The organism is bacterium, assembly GCA_037200965.1.
In the GTDB taxonomy this organism is placed as follows: Bacteria; Patescibacteriota; Minisyncoccia; order Phycocordibacterales; family Phycocordibacteraceae; genus C7867-001.
Window position 1 is genome coordinate 928,902 of sequence record JBBCGK010000001.1, and the last position, 17,603, is coordinate 946,504.

Here is a 17,603-nt window from a genome sequence, read left to right on the forward strand (position 1 = left end):
CCACTATGGCTACTTTCAACCCAACGTCCCGCAAGATCGCTCCCCGGATCAACTGGAGCGCGATACGCCTCTCGCTCGCGTCCCCCGAGCGCATTCTCTCGTGGTCCAAGGGAGAGATCACCAAGCCGGAGACCATCAACTACCGCACCCAGCGCTCGGAAAAGCACGGTCTCTTCGACGAGAAGATCTTCGGTCCCGAGAAGGACTACGAATGCTACTGCGGCAAGTACAAGGGCATCCGCTACAAGGGCATCACGTGCGACAAGTGCGGCGTCGAGATCACGCGTTCGATCGTGCGCCGCGAACGCATGGGCCACATCGAGCTCTGCACCCCGGTCGCGCACATCTGGTTCCTCCGCTCCGTGCCGTCGCGCATGGCGCTTCTTCTTGGCATCCCGTCAGCAGACCTCGAGAAGGTCGTCTATTTCGCGGGATACATCGTGACCAAGGTCGCGGAAGACACCAAGAAGCGGCTCGTCGGCGAGCTCGAGTCGGAATACAAGACCAAGTTCAAGGCGGCGGATACCGATGCCGCGCGCGACGCGCTTAAGGAGAAGATGACGCTTACGAAAACCGAGATCGACGGTATCGCCGTCGGCCGCGTCCTTGACGAAATGGAGTACCACCGCTACTCGGTGAAATACGGAACGCTTTTCGAGGCCAAGATCGGCGCGGAAGCCATCTACGCGCTTCTTAAAGCGATCGACCTTGAGGCGCTTAAGGCGAAGCTTGAGGAGCGCTATAAGTCCGCAGGGGCCGCCGAGCGCGAGAAGCTCGCGAAGCGCATTTCGCTCATCGCGGGCATGATCGCGTCGGGAGTCCGCCCGGAATGGATGTTCCTTACGAAAATCCCGGTCATCCCTCCGGCGCTCCGCCCGATGGTCGCGCTTGAGGGCGGCCGCCACGCGACCTCCGATGTGAACGACCTCTACCGCCGCGTTATCAACCGCAACAACCGCTTGAAGAAGCTCCTCGACATCCATGCGCCGGAAGTGATCCTCCGAAACGAAAAGCGCATCCTCCAGGAAGCGGTCGACGCGCTTCTCGACAACTCCATCCGCAAGGGCGGAGCGTCCGCAGGCGCGCTCACGCCCGCCCAGCGCCGCCCGCTCAAGTCTCTTGCCGATTATTTGAAGGGCAAGCAGGGCTATTTCCGCCAGAATCTTCTCGGCAAGCGCGTTGACTATTCGGGCCGTTCCGTGATCGTCGTTGGCCCTGACCTCGAGCTTGACGAGTGCGGACTCCCGAAGCACATGGCCCTCGAGCTTTTCCGCCCGTTCGTGATCGCCGGGCTTCTTGAGCGCGAACTCGCCTTCAACATCCGCGGCGCGGGACGCCTCATCGAGGACGGCGTGCCGGAAGTCTGGGAAATTCTCGAAGAGAAGATCCGCGGCAAGTACGTGCTTCTCAACCGTGCGCCGACGCTCCACCGCCAGGGTATCCAGGCGTTCCGCCCGAGACTCATCGAAGGCGACGCCATCCAGCTCCATCCGCTCGTCTGCCACGCGTTCAACGCGGACTTCGACGGCGACCAGATGGCGGTCCACGTGCCGCTCTCGGAAGAGGCGCAGTGGGAGGCGAGGGAAGTGATGAGCGCGAACAAGAACATCCTGAAGCCGGGCAACGGCGAGATGACCGTACTTGTCGGAAAACCTCAGGACATTATTCTCGGCGTCTATTGGCTCACGAAAAACGTGGCGAAGGCGAAAGGCGAAGGCACGTACTTCCAGTCCCCGAACGCCGCGATCCTCGCGTACGAGTACGGCGCGATTGATCTTCGCGCGAGCGTGCACATCCTTCCGGTCGCCGGAAAGGAGAAATACGCGGGCTTCGAAGGAAAACTGTTTGAGACGACCGTCGGACGCCTCCTCTTCAACACTGTGCTTCCGTCGGACTATCCCTATATCAACGACGTCATCACGAAGAAGGGCCTCGGCGCGATCATCGACGACTGCGCGAAACGCTACGGCTTCGACCGCATCCCGGGCATCGTCGACAAGGTGAAGAAATTCGGCTTCCAGTACGCGACCGAAGCGGGTATCACCTGGGGCATCGAGGACGTTTCCGTCTCGACCGGGAAGGAAGCGGTTATCACGGCCGCGCGCGAGAAGGTGCAGAAGATCGAGAGCGACTACAAGGACGGCCTTCTCTCGGGCGACGAGAAGCACCGGATGGTGATCGAGATCTGGCACGGCGCGAAGCAGGAAGTTGAGAACCTCGTCGAGAAGGACCTTGATCCGACGGGTTCCGTAAACGACATGATCAAGTCGGGAGCCCGCGGTACGCTCGGCAACCTCACCCAGATGGTCGGTATGAAGGGCCTCATCCAGTCGACCGACGGCGAGACGATCGAAGTGCCGATCATCTCGTCCATGGCCGAGGGCCTCAATCCGGTCGAGTACTTCATGAGCACACACGGCTCGAGAAAGGGTCTCGCCGACACGGCGCTCGGTACCGCGCGCGCGGGCTATCTCACGCGCCGCCTCTTTGACGTGGCGCAGGACTCGATCATCACCGAGATCGATTGCGGCACCAAGCGCGGCATCGCGATCAACCGCACGTCGGCATCCGGCATCAAGATCGACTACGCGTACGCGGTCCGGGGCCGCACGCTCTCGGCGGACGCGGTTTCCAAAGACGGCACCGTGCTCTTCAAGAAGAACCACTACCTCACCGCCGAAGACGCGAAGACGATCAACTCGGCGGATATCGAGACCGTCTCGGTGCGCTCGGCGATGAGCTGCGAGACGCGCTTTGGCATCTGCCAGAAGTGCTACGGCATGGATCTCACGACCCAGGAACCGGTCGACCTTGGCGAGGCGGTCGGCACCGTCGCCGCGCAGGCTATCGGCGAGCCGGGAACCCAGCTCACGATGCGTACCTTCCACCAGGGCGGGACGGCTTCCGTTGGCGGTGACATCACGTCGGGCCTTCCGCGCGTCGAGGAAGTCTTCGAGAAGCGCTCGCCGAAGAACTCGGCCATCGTCTCGAAGATCGACGGGCTCGTGACCGACATCAAGGAGGCGGGCCGCGAGCGCATCATCGTGGTCGCGCCGGAAGCGGGACAAGGGAAGAAGGACGGCTCGGCTTCGGAGTACCTCGCGGTCTATCCGCGCCAGGTGCTCGTCAAGATCGGCGACCAGGTGAAGAAGGGCCAGATCCTCACCGACGGCTCGGCGGACCTCGACGAACTCTTCGAGCACGCCGGACGCGCCCTCGTCCAGGAGTACATCATCGCGGAAGCGTCGAAAATCTACGAGCTCCAGGGCGCGAGCGTGTCGCGCAAGCACCTCGAGGTTATCGTGAAGCAGATGTTCTCGCGCGTGAAGGTCACGGATGCGGGCGACGGCGACTACTCCGTCGGCGACGTGCTCGAGGACTGGGAATTCGCGGAGGCCGTGAAGGAAGCGGAGGACGCGGGCAAGATGCCGCCCAAGGCAAAGGAGATCGTGCTTGGCATCAAGGAGTCGGCGCTTTCCCGCCGTTCCTTCCTCTCGGCGGCGTCGTTTGAGCAGACGACCAAAGTGCTCATTAACGCCGCGCTCAAGGGCAGCGTCGACAACCTGAAGGGCCTTAAGGAAAACGTGATTCTCGGGCGGCTCATTCCTTCGGGAACGGGCTTCCCGGGAAGCCAGAAGGCTGAGCACATCAAGAAGCTTCAGGCGTCGCAATCCGCTCCCGCTCCGCGCGAGATTCCGGGAGCAAGCATCCGCGTACCGTCGAGGACGGGTTCCTAGCCCTTCATCGGCGCTCGGTGCGCGTGATACACTGTTCCTTACATGAATTCGATAACGGCGAAATCAAGGAAATCGGACGTGCGCCTCAGGGCGTACGTGGCCGAGATGGTGCGCGAGGTGCTTGACGATCCCGACTTCGGACTCGAGCTTTCAGGTTATGCCCGCCGACGGCTTGCAAAGGCGAAAAAAACCCGTGCCAAGGGTATTCCGCTCTCCGCGATCCTGAAGAAGTATTCCTGACATGGAGTGGAGCGTCGATTTCACTCCGGACGCGGAGCGGGATTTGAAATCGCTTCCGAAAGCCGTCCGGGCCCGGGTATTGGCACGGGTCGTATGGCTTGCGGCCAACTTCGACCTGATCGCGCCGCTTCCGCTTCGCGCAGAGTGGCGCGGGTACTACAAGCTGCGGGCGGGCGATTACCGCGCGGTATACGCGGCCGATTATGGCGCCCGTGTTATCCGCATCGAGTATATCGACCACCGGAGCAGGGTCTACAAGCGCCGGAAGCCGAAATAGCAAAAAGCGGCGAAGGTGATGTTCCTCCGCCGCCTCGCGCAATGCTTGCCGTCGCGTCAACAACAACTGTTCAGGTATGTGGCGATCTGCAGCAAGAACTGGAATCGCTCAGAACGATTTAGCCCGAACCACTGCAGTTCCAGGTCGACGCGTTCTTCGTTGAGCCTCGACAGCTGCGCACTGCTCAGCATCGCGTCGTCGTTCACGAGTCCTCCCAGATCTTCGTAGAACCGGGTTCGGTTAATCGGACTCAGCCCCAAGGGTTTTTCGAGATTGCTCTTGAGCCATTCGGCAACGTTTGTCTTCATGGCATTCTCCTTAAGTACGGCCATGTACGGCCGGATTAGGGTGGAAACAGGTCGCGGGAGCAACTGTACCTGACAATAAGCATTGTTGGTAATATTGTCAAGTATTCAAACGGGCCAGCGGTAAGTATGTACAAGCGTTAGAATGGCACTATTATGGCGACCGATACCGTACAACGCGTCAAAGCGAAGCTCTCGATCATCGACGTCGTCACGCCGTACGTGAAGCTTACGAGAGCAGGGCGGCACTATCGGGGCCTCTCTCCCTTCAACAAGGAGAAGACGCCGTCGTTCTTCGTCTCTCCCGACCGCGGCACGTACTACTGCTTCTCGAGTAACCAGGGCGGCGACATCTTTACCTTCATCGAAAAGATGGAAGGCGTCGATTTCAAGGGCGCTCTCAAGATCCTCGCGGAGAAAGCGGGCGTCGAGATCGTCTACGAAGGGAATTCGGGCGCCGATCGCTCGCGTTCGGAGCGGCTTCGCGAAGCGATGGCAAAGGCATCGGAGTTCTATATGCGCGGGCTTTCCGAAGGAACACCCGCGTACGACTACGCGCTTTCGCGGGGGCTCTCCAAAGAAACGATTACGGGCTGGCAGCTCGGGTTCGCGCCTCCGGAATGGCGGATGCTCCTCGAAACGCTTTCGGGACAGGGCTTCACGCTCGACGAGCTCAAAGGCGCGGGGCTCGTCAAGGAGGCGGACGGAAAGCCCGGCACGTACTACGACCGCTTCCGCAACCGCCTCATGTTCCCGATACGCGACAGCGCGGGACGCACCGCCGCCTTCACGGGCCGATCGCTTGACCTAAACGACCAGGCGAAATACCTCAACAGTCCGGAGACCGAGCTGTACAGGAAATCGGAGATCCTCTTTGGCATGGACCGGGCGAAGGATGCGATACGCACGAGAGGGTTCGCGATACTCGTCGAGGGGCAGATGGATCTTCTCCATGCGCACCAGGCCGGATTCACCAATTCCGTCGCGCTCTCGGGCACCGCGCTCAGCCCCGAGCACCTCGCGCTCATCAGGCGCTATGCGGACAATCTGATGCTCGCCTTGGACGGCGACCGCGCGGGCCTCGCGGCAAGCGCCAAGAGCGCGGTCGCGGCGCTCTCGGCAGGCCTTCGGGTGAAGGCGGTACGGCTTCCGAAGGGAGAAGACCCGGCGGATCTCATCAGCCGCGATCCGAAGGAGTTCAAGCAGCGGGTCGCGGACGCCGCGAGCATCATCGAGTTCTTCCTCTCGGTGCTTGCGGAAGCGGAGAAAGACAAGCACCGGCTGGTGATGGCGGCTGAGAAGATCGTGCTTCCGCTTCTGGCGGCGGTCAGGAGTCCTCTCGAGCGCGAGCACTTCGTCGGCATCGTCGCGCGAACGCTTGAGACGACGCCGGAGGCGGTGCGCGCCGCGCTCCCGCGACAGAGCGTTTCGGTCGCCGCGCGAAAGTCGATGACCTATGCCGTCGGCTCTCCTCGGCAAGTACTTAAGGATTCCCAGGCGCTCCAGCTTCGCGCAGCCGCTGCGTGCTACGCCGAAAGCCTGCTCGCGAAGCGCGTGAAAGCGGAGTACGAGCGCATCGCGGGCATACCGCTCCCGGGCGAGGCGCCGGACGAGCGCGCGATCTTCGAGATAGGGCAGGCGCTTGGCGAATCTCCCGAAGAAGGCGCCGCCGACGATCTTATCAGGGCGTTCGAACTGAGCATCGTGCGCGAAGCGCTCGCCGAAGCGACCGCGGCGCTTCGCAAGGCGGAAGCCGCGGGCGATAAGGACGCCGCGGACGCCGCGATGAAGCGGTCGCAGGAATTAAGTGTGCGTTTGGCCTCGCTTTCCTGAATTTTTAACCTACTATTACCAGTACTACTCTCTATATGGCTACCGCACGCAAAAAGGCGAAGATGAAGAAAACGGGAAGCAAGAAGCCCGCGAAACGTATCGCGAAGAAAAAGCTGGCGCCTAAGCGCAAAACGGTTTCTTCCCGCGCCAAGGCGGTCGTCCGTAAGGCGGTGATCGGCGTGAAGGCGAAGGCGCAAAACGAGAAAGCGGCGAAAGCCGAGGCGCTTATCGTCAAAGGCCGCGAGCGCGGGTACATCACCTACAGCGAAATTTTAAAGGCCTTCCCGACGATCGAGGAAGACGTCTCGTTCCTCGACTCCCTTTATGAGCGTTTCGCGACGATCGGCATCGATATCCTCGAAGGCGGCATGCTCGAAGACCATGCGGACGAATACCTCGCGACGAGGAACATCAAGCAGCGGGGGGATTCGACCGGCTACGACTCGATCCAGATATACCTTCGCGAGATCGGCCAGTATCCGCTTCTGACCGCGGCCGAAGAGCGCGAACTCGCCCAGAGGATCGAGAAAGGGGACGACGAGGCGCGGAACATCCTCGCCCGTTCGAACCTGCGGCTTGTGGTATCGATCGCGAAGAAGTACGTGGGCCGTTCGCCCGACCTCACCCTTCTTGACCTCATCCAGGAAGGGAACCTGGGGCTTTTCAAAGCAGTTGATAAGTTCGACTGGAAGAAGGGATATAAGTTTTCCACCTACGCCACATGGTGGATCCGCCAGGCGATCACGCGTGCCCTTGCCGACCAGTCGCGCACTATCCGCATTCCGGTCCATATGGTCGAGACCATCGCCAAGTACAAACAGGTATCGCGCCGCCTCTCGCAGGCCCTCGGACGCGATCCGCAGCCGGAGGAAATAGCGGTCGAGATGGGCGTCGAGCCGGAGAAGATATACCAGATCGAGAAGATCAATCAGGACACGCTCTCGCTTGAGAATCCCGTCGGGGACGGGGATGATGGCGGAAGCTCGACCCTGGGCGATTTCATTGCCGACGACAAGGTCCCGAGTCCCGTGCAGGAATCTTCCGAGCGTATCCTCGGAGAGCAGGTCCGCGACATCCTCGGCGACCTCTCCCCGAAAGAGCGCAAAATCCTTGAGATGCGCCACGGGCTTCTCGACGGCATCTATCATACGCTTGAAGAGGTGGGGAAGGAATTTGGCGTGACGCGCGAGCGCATCCGGCAGATCGAGGCAAAGGCGCTCGAGAAGATCAGGACGCATGACAAGTCGAGGAGACTGAAGAGCTACTAAAAACCGGTCTAACTCGGCCTTCTGCTAAGTCTATGGTATAAGTGTCCATAGGAGGTGCCCCATGCGGACTATTACCATGCTCTTCTCGCCCGACGGCCGCTATGCCCAAGGCGAGATGAATTTCTCAAGCGCGGTCACTGCCGCCTTGCTGTTTCTCGGCGCCGTCGCCTACCGGCTGTGCTGACTCCCGCGTTCCCGATCGGCCCCCGCAAAGGGGCCGATTGTCTTGTACCGGAAGTACCGTGCGTGCTATCGTATGCGGACTATGTCGGCACAAGGAACATTCGCGACCGCGCTCAACTGCATGGATGGACGCTGCCAGGAGAAGGCATACATGTTCGCACAGCAGGCATCCGGCGCGGACTTTATAGATATGATCACCGAGCCCGGCATCGACGGGCTTCTCTCCGGGACGCATTCAGTGGTTTCTGCGGAGGATATTCCCGGAAAGATCTCTTGGATACGGGCCAAGGCCGAAATCTCGGCGAAAGGGCACGGGTCAAAGCAGTGCGTCATTTTCGGACACTGCGGTTGCGCGGGCAACCAAGTTACGTTTGAAGAACACAGGGCGCACCTTCTCGCGGCTCTTGAGAAAGTTCGCGGATGGGGGCTTTTTGATGAAGTAAGAGCAGCGGCATTCACCGAAGACTGGACCCTTGAAGAGGTTCGCAGCGCCTAAGGGAACGTAAAAGCAAAAGGGCGCCTCGTGCGAGGCGCCCCTTCTGGTGCGGGGATCTTTCGGATCACCGCGCAAGCGTGGCGTAGCGGCCGAAATCGAGAACGTAGCTTCCGCGGTTGCGCCACGGGAACGGATGCCAGCGGCCCCAGTCGATGTGCACGAGATGGTATAGCTTCTCGAGCCCGGGCACGCCGTCGCGGATGATCGCTTTCGTGCTTATGAGCGCGGCGACCATGCCATTGAAGTCGAATCCTGAGCTGAGCGCCTGTCCGCACGGCCAGTGTCCGTATGCGGCGATCGTGGTGATGTTCTTCATGCCGATCGCGTTGGCGGCATCCTTGAGAAGGACCTTGTCCGCGCCGCCCGAGAGTTCAGGGGCGATGCGCAGCGCGCCGCCGTTCAGCATCAGAGGGTGATGGCGGCCGCGGGAATTTCGAAATCCACGGTCATGTCGCCTTCTGAGGTCGGGCTCCTGATCGCAGTCCCCGCACGCCATCAGGATGGTTCCCTTGGGCGCCGAAAGGACCGCCCTTTCGAGGGGCACGAGCACTCCTTTGCGCGCGAGGCTCATTGCGGCCACCCGGTCTTGTCCGGTGATCTGTAGCATATGTGATATTCCCCCTGTTAGGTCCAGACTGTGCGTACTATACCACGGGTGCTGATCTGATGCAACTTCGCTATACTTAGACTATGCGGCCGGATGCATCATTTGAAAAGTCATATAAGCAACTCAATGCGGAGCAGAAACTCGCGGTCGACACCGTCGAGGGGCCGGTGATGGTGATCGCGGGACCCGGGACCGGGAAGACCCATATCCTCACGCTCCGCATCGCGAACATCCTCAAGGAAACCCAGGCGAACCCCGGAAACATTCTCGCCCTCACGTTCACCGATTCCGCGGCGCGCACGATGAAGAGGCGTCTCGCGGAAATTATCGGAGAAGAATCTGCGCGCGGCGTCGCCATCGATACGTTCCACGGATTTGCGGGCAGGGTGCTGGAGCGCTTTCCGGACCATTTCGGCGGCTACGGAACAAGACGGCTCATGGGAGACGTCGAACAAGTCCTTCTCATGCGCGAGGCGATAGAGACGGCGGACATAGAGGAGATCCGGCCTCCGAAAGCGCCCTATACCTATCTCGACGAACTCCGAACTCTCTATGACACGCTTACCCGCGAAGCGGTCCCGCTCGACACGTACCTTGCCTGGGGAACGGAGGAGCGGGCGCGCATACAAAGCGACCCCTCGCTCGCGTACAAGCGCGGCACGAATACGGGCGAACTCACAAAAGCGGGCCAGGAGCGCCTTGCGCGGATCGGCAAGGTCGACGAGGCGGTGCGCGCGCTTATACGGTATGAGGAGCTAAAAACGGAAAAGGGAAAGTACGACTTTTCGGATGTTTTGAGGGTGGTCATAGGGCGCATCGGGGAAGACGCGACGCTTCGCGCGGAACTCCAGGAACAATATCAGTATGTCCTTGCGGATGAGCACCAGGATGCCAATGCGCTCCAGCACAAGCTGCTTTCGCTGTTCGCGATTGACGATTTCCCGAACATCTTCATCGTCGGGGACGAGAAGCAGGCTATCTATCGCTTCCAGGGGGCGGAAGCGGGAGGCTTCGGCGATTTCCTCGCGCAATTCCCGCGAACCAAAGTCATTACCCTTGTCTCATCCTTCCGCTCATACCAGGACGTGCTCGACCGGGCGCATGCGGTCATAGAGCCGACAGGCCCTCATACGCGTCTCATCGCCACCCGCGGCGAGGCAGGCGAGCGCGTATCGCTCATCGTCGGCGCGGATCCTCTTGAGGAGCGTTCCAAAGTCTGCCGAAAGATAGCGGAACTCATAGAAAGCGGCGTCCCGCCGCACCATATAGCGGTCATAAGCCGGAAAAACGAGATCGCTAATCTTGTCGCGGCGGAGCTTGCCGGTATCGGCGTCCCGGTCCTTCGGGCGGGAGATATATCGCTTTCCTCGCGCCCGCTCATCCGTGCCTTTCTCGCGCTCATGACATACGCTGCCGATCCGCTCCGCACTGACGCGCTTCGCGAGGCGCTTCTTGCGCCATGGTGGGAGCCCCCCTTCATCGAGCGCCTGCAGCTTCTGCGCACGACTTCCGATTCGGAACTTCCCCGCACTCTCGCGAAGCGGTATCCGGAGGTTGGCGCGATATTTGAAGAGGGGATCCGCCGGGGCGCGTCCCATACGCCGCTCGAATGCTTTTCGGCGCTCATGACTCTTTCCGGTGCCCGCGACTACTTCCTCGCGCATGCTGACGCGCTCGAGGACCTGCCGCTCATGCGCCATCTTTCAATGCATCTTGAAGAGGCGGCGAGCCTCGAGCCGGAGGCGAGCTTCGCCGAGGTAATGGCACGGCTTATACGAGCCAGGGAGCATGATCTGAGTCCGCTTAAGGCCGCGGAGACCGAGCGGGAAGGTTCGGTCACGGTCATCACGGCTCATAAGGCCAAGGGCATGGAATTCGCGCAGGTGTTCATTCCCGACGCGACCGAGCAGGGATGGGAGCGCGGCGGGAAAAGCGCCATGATCCCGAGTCCGTTCGAGAATAAGCAGGACGAGGGCGATTCGCGAAGGCTCCTCTATGTCGCGCTCACGAGAGCGAAAGACCGTGCGTATCTTTCCTATGCGAGAGAAACCAAAGACGGCAAAGAGCGTTCCCTCTCCGCGCTTCTGCCGCCCGGCCTCTCGGAAGAGAAAGTCGAAGCTTCGCCGCTCCCGACGCTTCATAGGACAATTGCCGTATCGGACCTCGTGCGGCAGCTCGCGCGCGATTATCTCGTGAATGATGGCCTTGCGCCGACGGCGCTCAACCAGTATCTGCATTCACCCGCGGAATTCTTCGCTTCCCGTGTTCTTCGCATCAAGGAGCCGCCAAACGGCCCGACGATCCTTGGGAGCGCGGTGCATACGGCCGTTGCCGCTTTCCTTGAAGGGAAAGGTGAAGCGGCTGCGTATGCCGCGCTCGCACGCGCATTCGCGACTTCGCTCCTGCCGCGCGATGCGGTCTTCAGCGTGCTTGAGCGCGAGGCCCGCGAGATATTCGCCGCATACCTTTTGAGGCCGCTTCCTACTGGCACTCCACGACTCATCGAGGAGTCGTTCGACACGATTCGCGAAGTCGCGGGCGTCTTGGTCCGCATGAAGGGAAATATCGACGCGGTATTCGATACGCCGGAAGGGGCGTGCATCGTCGACTTCAAGACCGGAAGCAGCGTCTCCGCGAAGAACCAGGAATATGTGCGTCAGCTTATGTATTATGTGCATCTCCTTGAAAAAAACGGCGAAGTTCCTACGCGCGCTTCCCTTGTGGCGCTTACGGCAAGCGCCGTCAAGGAACTTCCCGTTCCGGTCACGGAAGAATCAAAGCGCGAGATGCTTGCCGAGTTTGATGCTGTAGCTACCGAGCTTCTGTCCGGGAAATGGCGAGCGGGGGAGCCGTCGCAGTACGATGCGCTCCTTCGGCTTTTTAATGCCTGATGGCCGGGATCGTGTCTACGTGCCTGTAAAACGGCTTATACTAGGGAGGATTTTAGTGCGATTCCTTGACAGATCTGTAGAGTCATGTATACTACGCTCAGTACCGAGGGCATGAGCCTGGTCCAATTGAAGGAGGTCATTCATATGCGTATAACTATGATTCTGGCCGTTATCGGCCTGGCATTCACTCTCACGGCGTGCGATGACGCCGTCGGTGAGAGCGCCTGCCAGAAGCGCTACACGTCCGCGGAGTGCGTCATGCACACCGACGCGGTTGCGATCTCGAAGGCGCTCGGTGCAGGCGTCTGGACCCGCGTGAATGACGTCTATATCGCGAACGCCTCCGAGCGCTACCGCGTTCTCGCGGCCCGCGCGGACGGCAAGATCACGGTCACGGTCCAGGTCAGGGACGACCTGCCGCTCTGGCGCGCCTACGACCTCGATGCCCGCGGCAATCTGATCGCGGTGCGCGGCCAGATCGCGCACTATCCCGAAGGCGCCGATCCGAAGGACTGGGCCGAGGTCCATCGCGCCGCCACCGAGTTCTTCTTAAACCATAAAGCCCAGGAGGGCTAGCGCATCCCGAGAACCCATCCTCGCACGGAAACGTGCGGGGATGTTCTATTTCACCGCCGCAAGCGCGGCTTCGACCTTCTGCTTCATCGTATCGTACGGGAATGCGCCGTTTATGAGAACGGGTTCCGATCCCCGGACGAGGATGACGCTATAGGGCGTACCGTTCGCGCCTGCCGCCTTTGCATTATCGGAGTCGGCCGCGACGCGGTCCTTGGCGGTGCCAGCCGAAAGGCAGGCGGTGACGGCGTCTCCGGAGACCCCTGCTTGCGTTGCAAGGCTCGGATACGTCGACGGGTCGGCGGGCTGGTTCGCGAACAGGAGATCGCTGAATTTCCAGTATGCTTCGTTCCCGCCGAGATTCGCGACGCATTCGGAAGCTTCCGCGGCACTTTGTGCGTTCGGATGCAGCTCGGTCAGGGGGAAATTGCGGAATATCCAGGCAACCTGCCCGTTTGCTCCATACTCGTTCACGATCCGGTGGAGGGTGTCGTTGAAAGATTTGCAGAACGGACAGTCGAAGTCGGAATATTCGACAATGATGACCGGCGCGGCGGGATTCCCGAGGATATGGTCGTCCGAGCCTGGCGGCCGCACCAAGGAAAGGTCACTTGTCGCTCCCGCAGTATCGGTGACGTTTTTCGAACTTACGTAATACACGGCGCTTGCGACAATGAGGCCGGAAACGATGAGTACGGCCGGGATGAGGATGTTTTGGGACATGGAAGAAGTATAAAGGGGAGAGAGGGAAGCGCAAGGCATTTTATCCCGTCCTTATTTTCCTTCGGTACAGTATCAGCATGAAGAAGGATTTTGACGGATGGAACGACCAGAAGAAGTCGATTGACGAGCGTGCCCACGCGCCGCTCTATCATGAAGGTGAAGTTCGGTGGTGCCGCCTAGGCACGAACATCGGATTCGAGCAGGATGGTACCGGAAACGGCCGAGCGCGTCCGGTGCTTATCCTCAAAGGATTCAGCAGGCAAGTGTGCCTAGTCGTTCCGCTTACCAGTTCGCAAAAGAAGAATCCATACCATGTTTCTGCTGGAAGGATAGGAGGGCGTGATGCCTTCGCGATTATTTCCCAAGTGCGGCTTATCGATACGAAACGATTGGATCAGCCTCTCGTCTATCTCGAGCACGCAGTATTTGAACGTATCAGAAAAGCCGTCAGAAACTTGTTCTGACGGCTTTCCCCGTTCTCCCCTTGCGGGGCAGGCCTAAGGCATTTGTCCAGAAAGTGTATTCCTTTCTGCCGCACTGTCAATACTTAAAAAGGCAGCGTGTGGGTAAGGGAAGGGGCTTCGGGAAGTTCTCCCCATTTCGACGTGTCGAGCTTGATATCGCGGATTTCGCGCAAATCCTTATACTTCAGCGTCTTGTTTTTGAGGGCATAGTCGTAGAGCTCGCGGGTAAGCCGCACGTCCTCGATGCAGTAGGCGCGAACCTTGTCATAGAGTCCCTCCCGCCACCACTCCATCGCCTTGAGTCCCTCTCCGGTTTTCCCGCGCCCAAGCGTCGCCTGCGCGAGATTGTCGAGGCGGATACGCCGCCCGAGCGCTCCGTACACCTCGGAAAGAAGATCGAGGCTCTTGATCTTCCCGAGGTCGCCCGGATAGTAGCGGTTGAGGAGCGGTATGTCGAACGAATCGGAGTTGAATCCGACGAGCATGTCCGTTCGCTCAAGGACGGACCACAGCGCCGGAAGTTCTTCCACGGTATATGACGTATACGCACCGGTGTCCGAATCGTGGATGCCGACGACGGTCAGCTGCTGCTCGGTCACATCAACCCGGCCGAGAACGGCCGAGTCCGAAATGCTTTCGATGTCGAACGTGACGACGCGCATGCTAGCGGTTTTTCGCTATCCAGAGGGCGACCGCCGCCGCGTCGACAAGCGTCGTGGTCTCGAATTGCGGCAGGTCCTTAAGCGCGGGCGCTTTGCCGCCCGCCTCGTCTTTGCCGTACGCGAGGAAGTAGCGGATGCCGCGCTTTTCGGCCTCCTTCGCCTGGTCGCCAAGCGCCTTGTCCCGAAGATTCGTGAACGCACGGACTCCTTTCATGCGCAATTCGTCGGCGAACGTCTCCGCGGCGCGCACGCCGTCTTTTTCCGTCCCGATATAGATCTCGGGAGACGAGGAGCGCCTCGGCAGGTATCCGTGCGTCTCAAGAAAGTCCGCAAAGCTCACGTCGCCGACCGCAAAGCCGACTGCGGGAAGCGGGTCGCCGCCAAATAGCGCTACCAGTTCGTCGTAGCGTCCGCCGCCAAATAGCGCGCGGGGGTTCGCAGGATCGGTATCGAAGACTTCGAATACGAGATCGGTGTAGTAATCGAAGCCGCGGACAAGCGCGGGATCGAACAGAGCGTTCCCGATACCCTCCTCGTGGAGCGCTTCGACGAACGCCAGAATGCGGTCTTTCTCCCGCCGTACCCCCTCGTTCGTCGCGGACTCGATCTCGTCGAGCGGATCTTTCTGTGAAAGCGCCCGCGCGGCAGCTTCCCACTCGGCAGGCGGCATCTTTTCCTTCTTGTCCAAAAGGCGCGTGTACGCGCGCATCGCTTCGGGATCAAGTCCTGCGGCCAGGGCCGCGCAGGACAGGAGCTTCCTCGAATTGATGCGGATTACGTACTCTTCGCGTTTCGCGCCGAACGCTTTCATGATCCGGCTCGCGACGGTAACGATTTCCCGGTCCGCTTCTCCCGCGGGGAGTCCCACCAGATCGACGTCGATCTGATAGAACTCGCGAAGACGGCCTTTCTGCGGCCGTTCATATCGGAAGCGGCTGCCGATCGAAAACCACCGAAGCGGGAACGCGAGCTCCCGGCGCTTCCCGGCGATCATGCGCGCGAGCGTCGGCGTCATCTCGGGGCGCAGCGTGACGCTTCTGCCCCCGCGGTCAGTGAATGTGTAGGTTTGCTCGTTGATAATCTCCTCGTTGCCCTTGCTGAGGTACAGCTCCGAGCGCTCCATCGGAGAGGCGTTGTATTCTTCGTATCCCCAGAGCTCAAGCACGTTCCGCGCCGTACTGAAAATGCCCGTGAGCTGCGCCCAGTCTTCGGGATAGAAATCGCGCACTCCTTTGTAAGGCTCGGTATCGAGCTTTCCGCGCTCCGTCATGCGCTGTAGTGTAGCAGATGCAGGGATGCCAGGGAACTAGGATTCTAGTTTCTGCCCTTCCCGCAAATGCAAATCGGCTATTTCGTGCATGATGAGATCCCGAAGTCCTTGCGGGTCCCGTATGCCGTGCATCAGAAACAGCTCGTCATGCCCCGCGGTCTCGACATGAATGGTGCCGAATCCGAAGAGGGTCGGGAGGATACCGTTCACGTTGGTCGTGACGTCCTGTATGTGCGCGAGCAGGAAGCTCGACACTTCGCGCCGGAAGAAGCCGAACTGATGGATGTCGACGACGCGCTCTGTCGTGATTACCCACACGTCGAGGAAATAGCGGGTGAAGACATTAAATGCGCCGATCCAGAGGAAAAACCACCACACGCCAAGGCCGAACCTCGCCCACGGCCCTTCAAAGCCCGCTGTCTGCGTGAGAAAGTGAGCTCCGGCAGGCTGTACCGACGCGATAAGGTTGATGGCCTCCGGGATAAGGAGCGGCGCGAGCGCGAGGAGCGCGTAGGGGATAAGCTCGATCGCGAATACGATCCAGTGCTTTCGTACCGAAAGAGTGATTCGTTCGCCCGGTTCGAGTTCGAATTCTTCCATATTTTAATGAAAGCCGCTGAGGGCGTATGCCGCTATCGACGCGGAGACGAATACGTGCGCCGCAAGGGCCGGAATGGCGACGGCTGAACTGTGGCCGTACCGGAGCCAGTGATATGCCGCCACGAGCGTATAGACGGCCCAGAGTCCGAAGAGAACGGCGACGATGACCGGCAGAAAATGTTCCAGGTCGACAGTGCCAAGATAGGAGGCGAGCGGGAACTGGACCGGGGGAAGCGTCTCTCCTTGCATCGCTAATAGTATGCCATGACAAGCCGGGGGCGGCCATAGTGGTCGTTGCGCAACCCGGCGCGCATAGCGCCGTTCTTCGTGAAAAGAGCGAGCGCTTCCGGGCCGCGCCCGCTATCGACTTCGCACCAAAGCTCGCCGCCAGGATTCATATGCGCCGGCGCGGTTTTAGCGATTTCGCGGATAAGAGACAGTCCGTCGCTTCCGGCAAACAGCGCCAGCCGCGGTTCCCACGCGGCTACGTCCGCGTCGAGCGCCCGGCCTTCGGGAATATAGGGCGGATTGGCTGCGATCACGTCAAAGGTCTCATCGCCAAACGGTTTGAAGAGATCCCCCGTCCTCACCCGGCAGCGCCGCTCGTCAAGCCCGTTCGAGCGCATGTTGTTCCCGATCTGCGCGGCGTGTTCCGGAACAAGTTCCCCGAAGGATACTTCCGCATCCGGTATGTGCTTAAGCACGGCAAGACCGATCGCGCCCGATCCCGCACACATATCGAGAAAGCGAAAGTTCCGCGTTCCGAATCGCGACCTCAGATGCGCGATCATGTTTTCCGTCCACCATTCCGTTTCGGGGCGGGGGATAAGCGGCCGGGAGCCGAGTCCTATCCTAAGTCCGAGAAAGGGTATCCAGCCGATCACGTATGCGAGCGGTTCGCCGCTTGCAAGGCGCGCCCGGTCGCGTTCGAACTCTTCGCATGCTCTGCCGGCGTATTTTTCATCGAGAAGCTGCCGCTCTTCTTTGGTAAGCACGGTCATCGGCCGCATGCTACCATTAAAACCATGCGCATACATTTCTGGAATACGGTTTTCGGGCTTCTTTTTATCCTCCTCGTTATTTCCGGAACCCACTGGCTTGCCGCGCAGGGGAAGCTTCCATCTTCCGTTTCCCTCGGCGCATTCATGCTCATGGCTCTCGCTATTTTCCGGCTCGTGCGCCTCTTTACGTACGACAACATCACCGCCTTCGTGCGCGGCTGGTTCGAGGGCTGTCGTCCGGGCTCGTGCGCCGGTACGCTCGGCACTCTTATCAACTGCCCGTGGTGCACGGGGCTCTGGTTCGCCTTCTTCGTACCCTTCTTTTACTACGCGACCCCGTATGCCTGGTTCCCCATCCTCATTCTCGCCCTGGCCGCGGTCGGTTCCTTTTTCCAGATCGTCTCGAATCTTGCGGGCTGGTATGCCGAAGGAAAGAAGCTGGAAGTACGGGGCCGTTAGCTATCCACATTGCG

Annotated in this window: 19 protein-coding genes; 11 read left to right on the forward strand and 8 right to left on the reverse strand. The window is 60.2% G+C overall.

Annotated elements, in window-relative coordinates:
* Positions 1-5: 5 nt before the first annotated feature.
* From rpoC to WDN10_05425, 3 genes are read left to right on the forward strand one after another with little or no spacing between them, the layout of a single operon-like run.
* Positions 6-3,737 (forward strand): DNA-directed RNA polymerase subunit beta', encoded by a 3,732-nt coding sequence (gene rpoC / locus WDN10_05415; protein MEJ0054125.1) that lies wholly within the window; start codon positions 6-8, stop codon positions 3,735-3,737.
* A 42-nt stretch (positions 3,738-3,779) separates the two neighbouring features.
* The gene (locus tag WDN10_05420; GenBank protein ID MEJ0054126.1) at positions 3,780-3,977 is read left to right on the forward strand and encodes a hypothetical protein; all 198 of its coding nucleotides are present in this window, start codon (positions 3,780-3,782) and stop codon (positions 3,975-3,977) included.
* A gap of 1 nt (position 3,978) precedes the next feature.
* Entirely contained in the window at positions 3,979-4,254 is a 276-nt protein-coding gene (locus WDN10_05425; protein MEJ0054127.1) for a type II toxin-antitoxin system RelE/ParE family toxin, read from the forward strand.
* Positions 4,255-4,310: 56 nt separating this feature from the next.
* Here the strand turns inward: WDN10_05425 and WDN10_05430 are convergent, their stop codons facing one another.
* Positions 4,311-4,562 carry a hypothetical protein gene (locus WDN10_05430; protein MEJ0054128.1) on the reverse strand — a complete coding sequence of 84 codons (252 nt, stop codon included), beginning with the start codon at positions 4,560-4,562 and terminating at the stop codon, positions 4,311-4,313.
* A 153-nt stretch (positions 4,563-4,715) separates the two neighbouring features.
* Here WDN10_05430 and dnaG point away from each other — a divergent pair, with 153 nt between their 5' ends.
* The 4 genes from dnaG (at position 4,716) to WDN10_05450 (ending at position 8,339) form a co-directional block, all read left to right on the forward strand.
* Positions 4,716-6,392: a DNA primase gene (gene dnaG, locus WDN10_05435; GenBank protein ID MEJ0054129.1), complete on the forward strand. Its 1,677-nt coding sequence runs from the start codon at positions 4,716-4,718 to the stop codon at positions 6,390-6,392.
* Between the two features lie 35 nt (positions 6,393-6,427).
* A complete protein-coding gene (locus WDN10_05440) occupies positions 6,428-7,660 on the forward strand; it encodes a sigma-70 family RNA polymerase sigma factor (protein MEJ0054130.1) in 1,233 nt (410 codons plus the stop codon).
* Positions 7,661-7,721: 61 nt separating this feature from the next.
* Positions 7,722-7,844 (forward strand): hypothetical protein, encoded by a 123-nt coding sequence (locus WDN10_05445; GenBank protein MEJ0054131.1) that lies wholly within the window; start codon positions 7,722-7,724, stop codon positions 7,842-7,844.
* An 81-nt stretch (positions 7,845-7,925) separates the two neighbouring features.
* Complete coding sequence (locus WDN10_05450) at positions 7,926-8,339, forward strand: carbonic anhydrase (GenBank protein ID MEJ0054132.1); 414 nt, start codon at positions 7,926-7,928, stop codon at positions 8,337-8,339.
* Positions 8,340-8,403: 64 nt separating this feature from the next.
* Here WDN10_05450 and WDN10_05455 read toward each other — a convergent pair whose 3' ends face one another.
* Positions 8,404-8,946: a hypothetical protein gene (locus WDN10_05455; protein ID MEJ0054133.1), complete on the reverse strand. Its 543-nt coding sequence runs from the start codon at positions 8,944-8,946 to the stop codon at positions 8,404-8,406.
* Between the two features lie 83 nt (positions 8,947-9,029).
* On the opposite strand from WDN10_05455, the gene WDN10_05460 reads away from it, so the two are divergent.
* A complete protein-coding gene (locus WDN10_05460) occupies positions 9,030-11,837 on the forward strand; it encodes an ATP-dependent DNA helicase (protein MEJ0054134.1) in 2,808 nt (935 codons plus the stop codon).
* A gap of 144 nt (positions 11,838-11,981) precedes the next feature.
* A complete protein-coding gene (locus WDN10_05465) occupies positions 11,982-12,413 on the forward strand; it encodes a hypothetical protein (protein ID MEJ0054135.1) in 432 nt (143 codons plus the stop codon).
* Positions 12,414-12,458: 45 nt separating this feature from the next.
* Here WDN10_05465 and WDN10_05470 read toward each other — a convergent pair whose 3' ends face one another.
* Positions 12,459-13,133, reverse strand: a complete 675-nt coding sequence (locus WDN10_05470; protein ID MEJ0054136.1) for a thioredoxin domain-containing protein — start codon at positions 13,131-13,133, stop codon at positions 12,459-12,461.
* Between the two features lie 77 nt (positions 13,134-13,210).
* Between WDN10_05470 and WDN10_05475 the strand changes: the two genes are divergently transcribed.
* Positions 13,211-13,597, forward strand: coding sequence for a type II toxin-antitoxin system PemK/MazF family toxin (locus WDN10_05475; GenBank protein ID MEJ0054137.1), 387 nt, complete (start codon positions 13,211-13,213; stop codon positions 13,595-13,597).
* Positions 13,598-13,680: 83 nt separating this feature from the next.
* On the opposite strand, the gene WDN10_05480 is transcribed toward WDN10_05475, so the two are convergent.
* From WDN10_05480 to WDN10_05500, 5 genes are read right to left on the reverse strand one after another with little or no spacing between them, the layout of a single operon-like run.
* The gene (locus WDN10_05480) at positions 13,681-14,259 is read right to left on the reverse strand and encodes a ribonuclease H-like domain-containing protein (protein ID MEJ0054138.1); all 579 of its coding nucleotides are present in this window, start codon (positions 14,257-14,259) and stop codon (positions 13,681-13,683) included.
* 1 nt (position 14,260) lies between these two features.
* Positions 14,261-15,529, reverse strand: a complete 1,269-nt coding sequence (gene hisS, locus WDN10_05485; GenBank protein MEJ0054139.1) for a histidine--tRNA ligase — start codon at positions 15,527-15,529, stop codon at positions 14,261-14,263.
* A 36-nt stretch (positions 15,530-15,565) separates the two neighbouring features.
* Positions 15,566-16,129, reverse strand: a complete 564-nt coding sequence (locus WDN10_05490) for a PH domain-containing protein (GenBank protein MEJ0054140.1) — start codon at positions 16,127-16,129, stop codon at positions 15,566-15,568.
* A gap of 3 nt (positions 16,130-16,132) precedes the next feature.
* Positions 16,133-16,378, reverse strand: coding sequence for a hypothetical protein (locus WDN10_05495; protein ID MEJ0054141.1), 246 nt, complete (start codon positions 16,376-16,378; stop codon positions 16,133-16,135).
* Between the two features lie 2 nt (positions 16,379-16,380).
* Positions 16,381-17,139, reverse strand: a complete 759-nt coding sequence (locus tag WDN10_05500; protein MEJ0054142.1) for a peptide chain release factor N(5)-glutamine methyltransferase — start codon at positions 17,137-17,139, stop codon at positions 16,381-16,383.
* 15 nt (positions 17,140-17,154) lie between these two features.
* Between WDN10_05500 and WDN10_05505 the strand changes: the two genes are divergently transcribed.
* Entirely contained in the window at positions 17,155-17,589 is a 435-nt protein-coding gene (locus WDN10_05505; GenBank protein MEJ0054143.1) for a DUF1360 domain-containing protein, read from the forward strand.
* Positions 17,590-17,603: the final 14 nt, after the last annotated feature.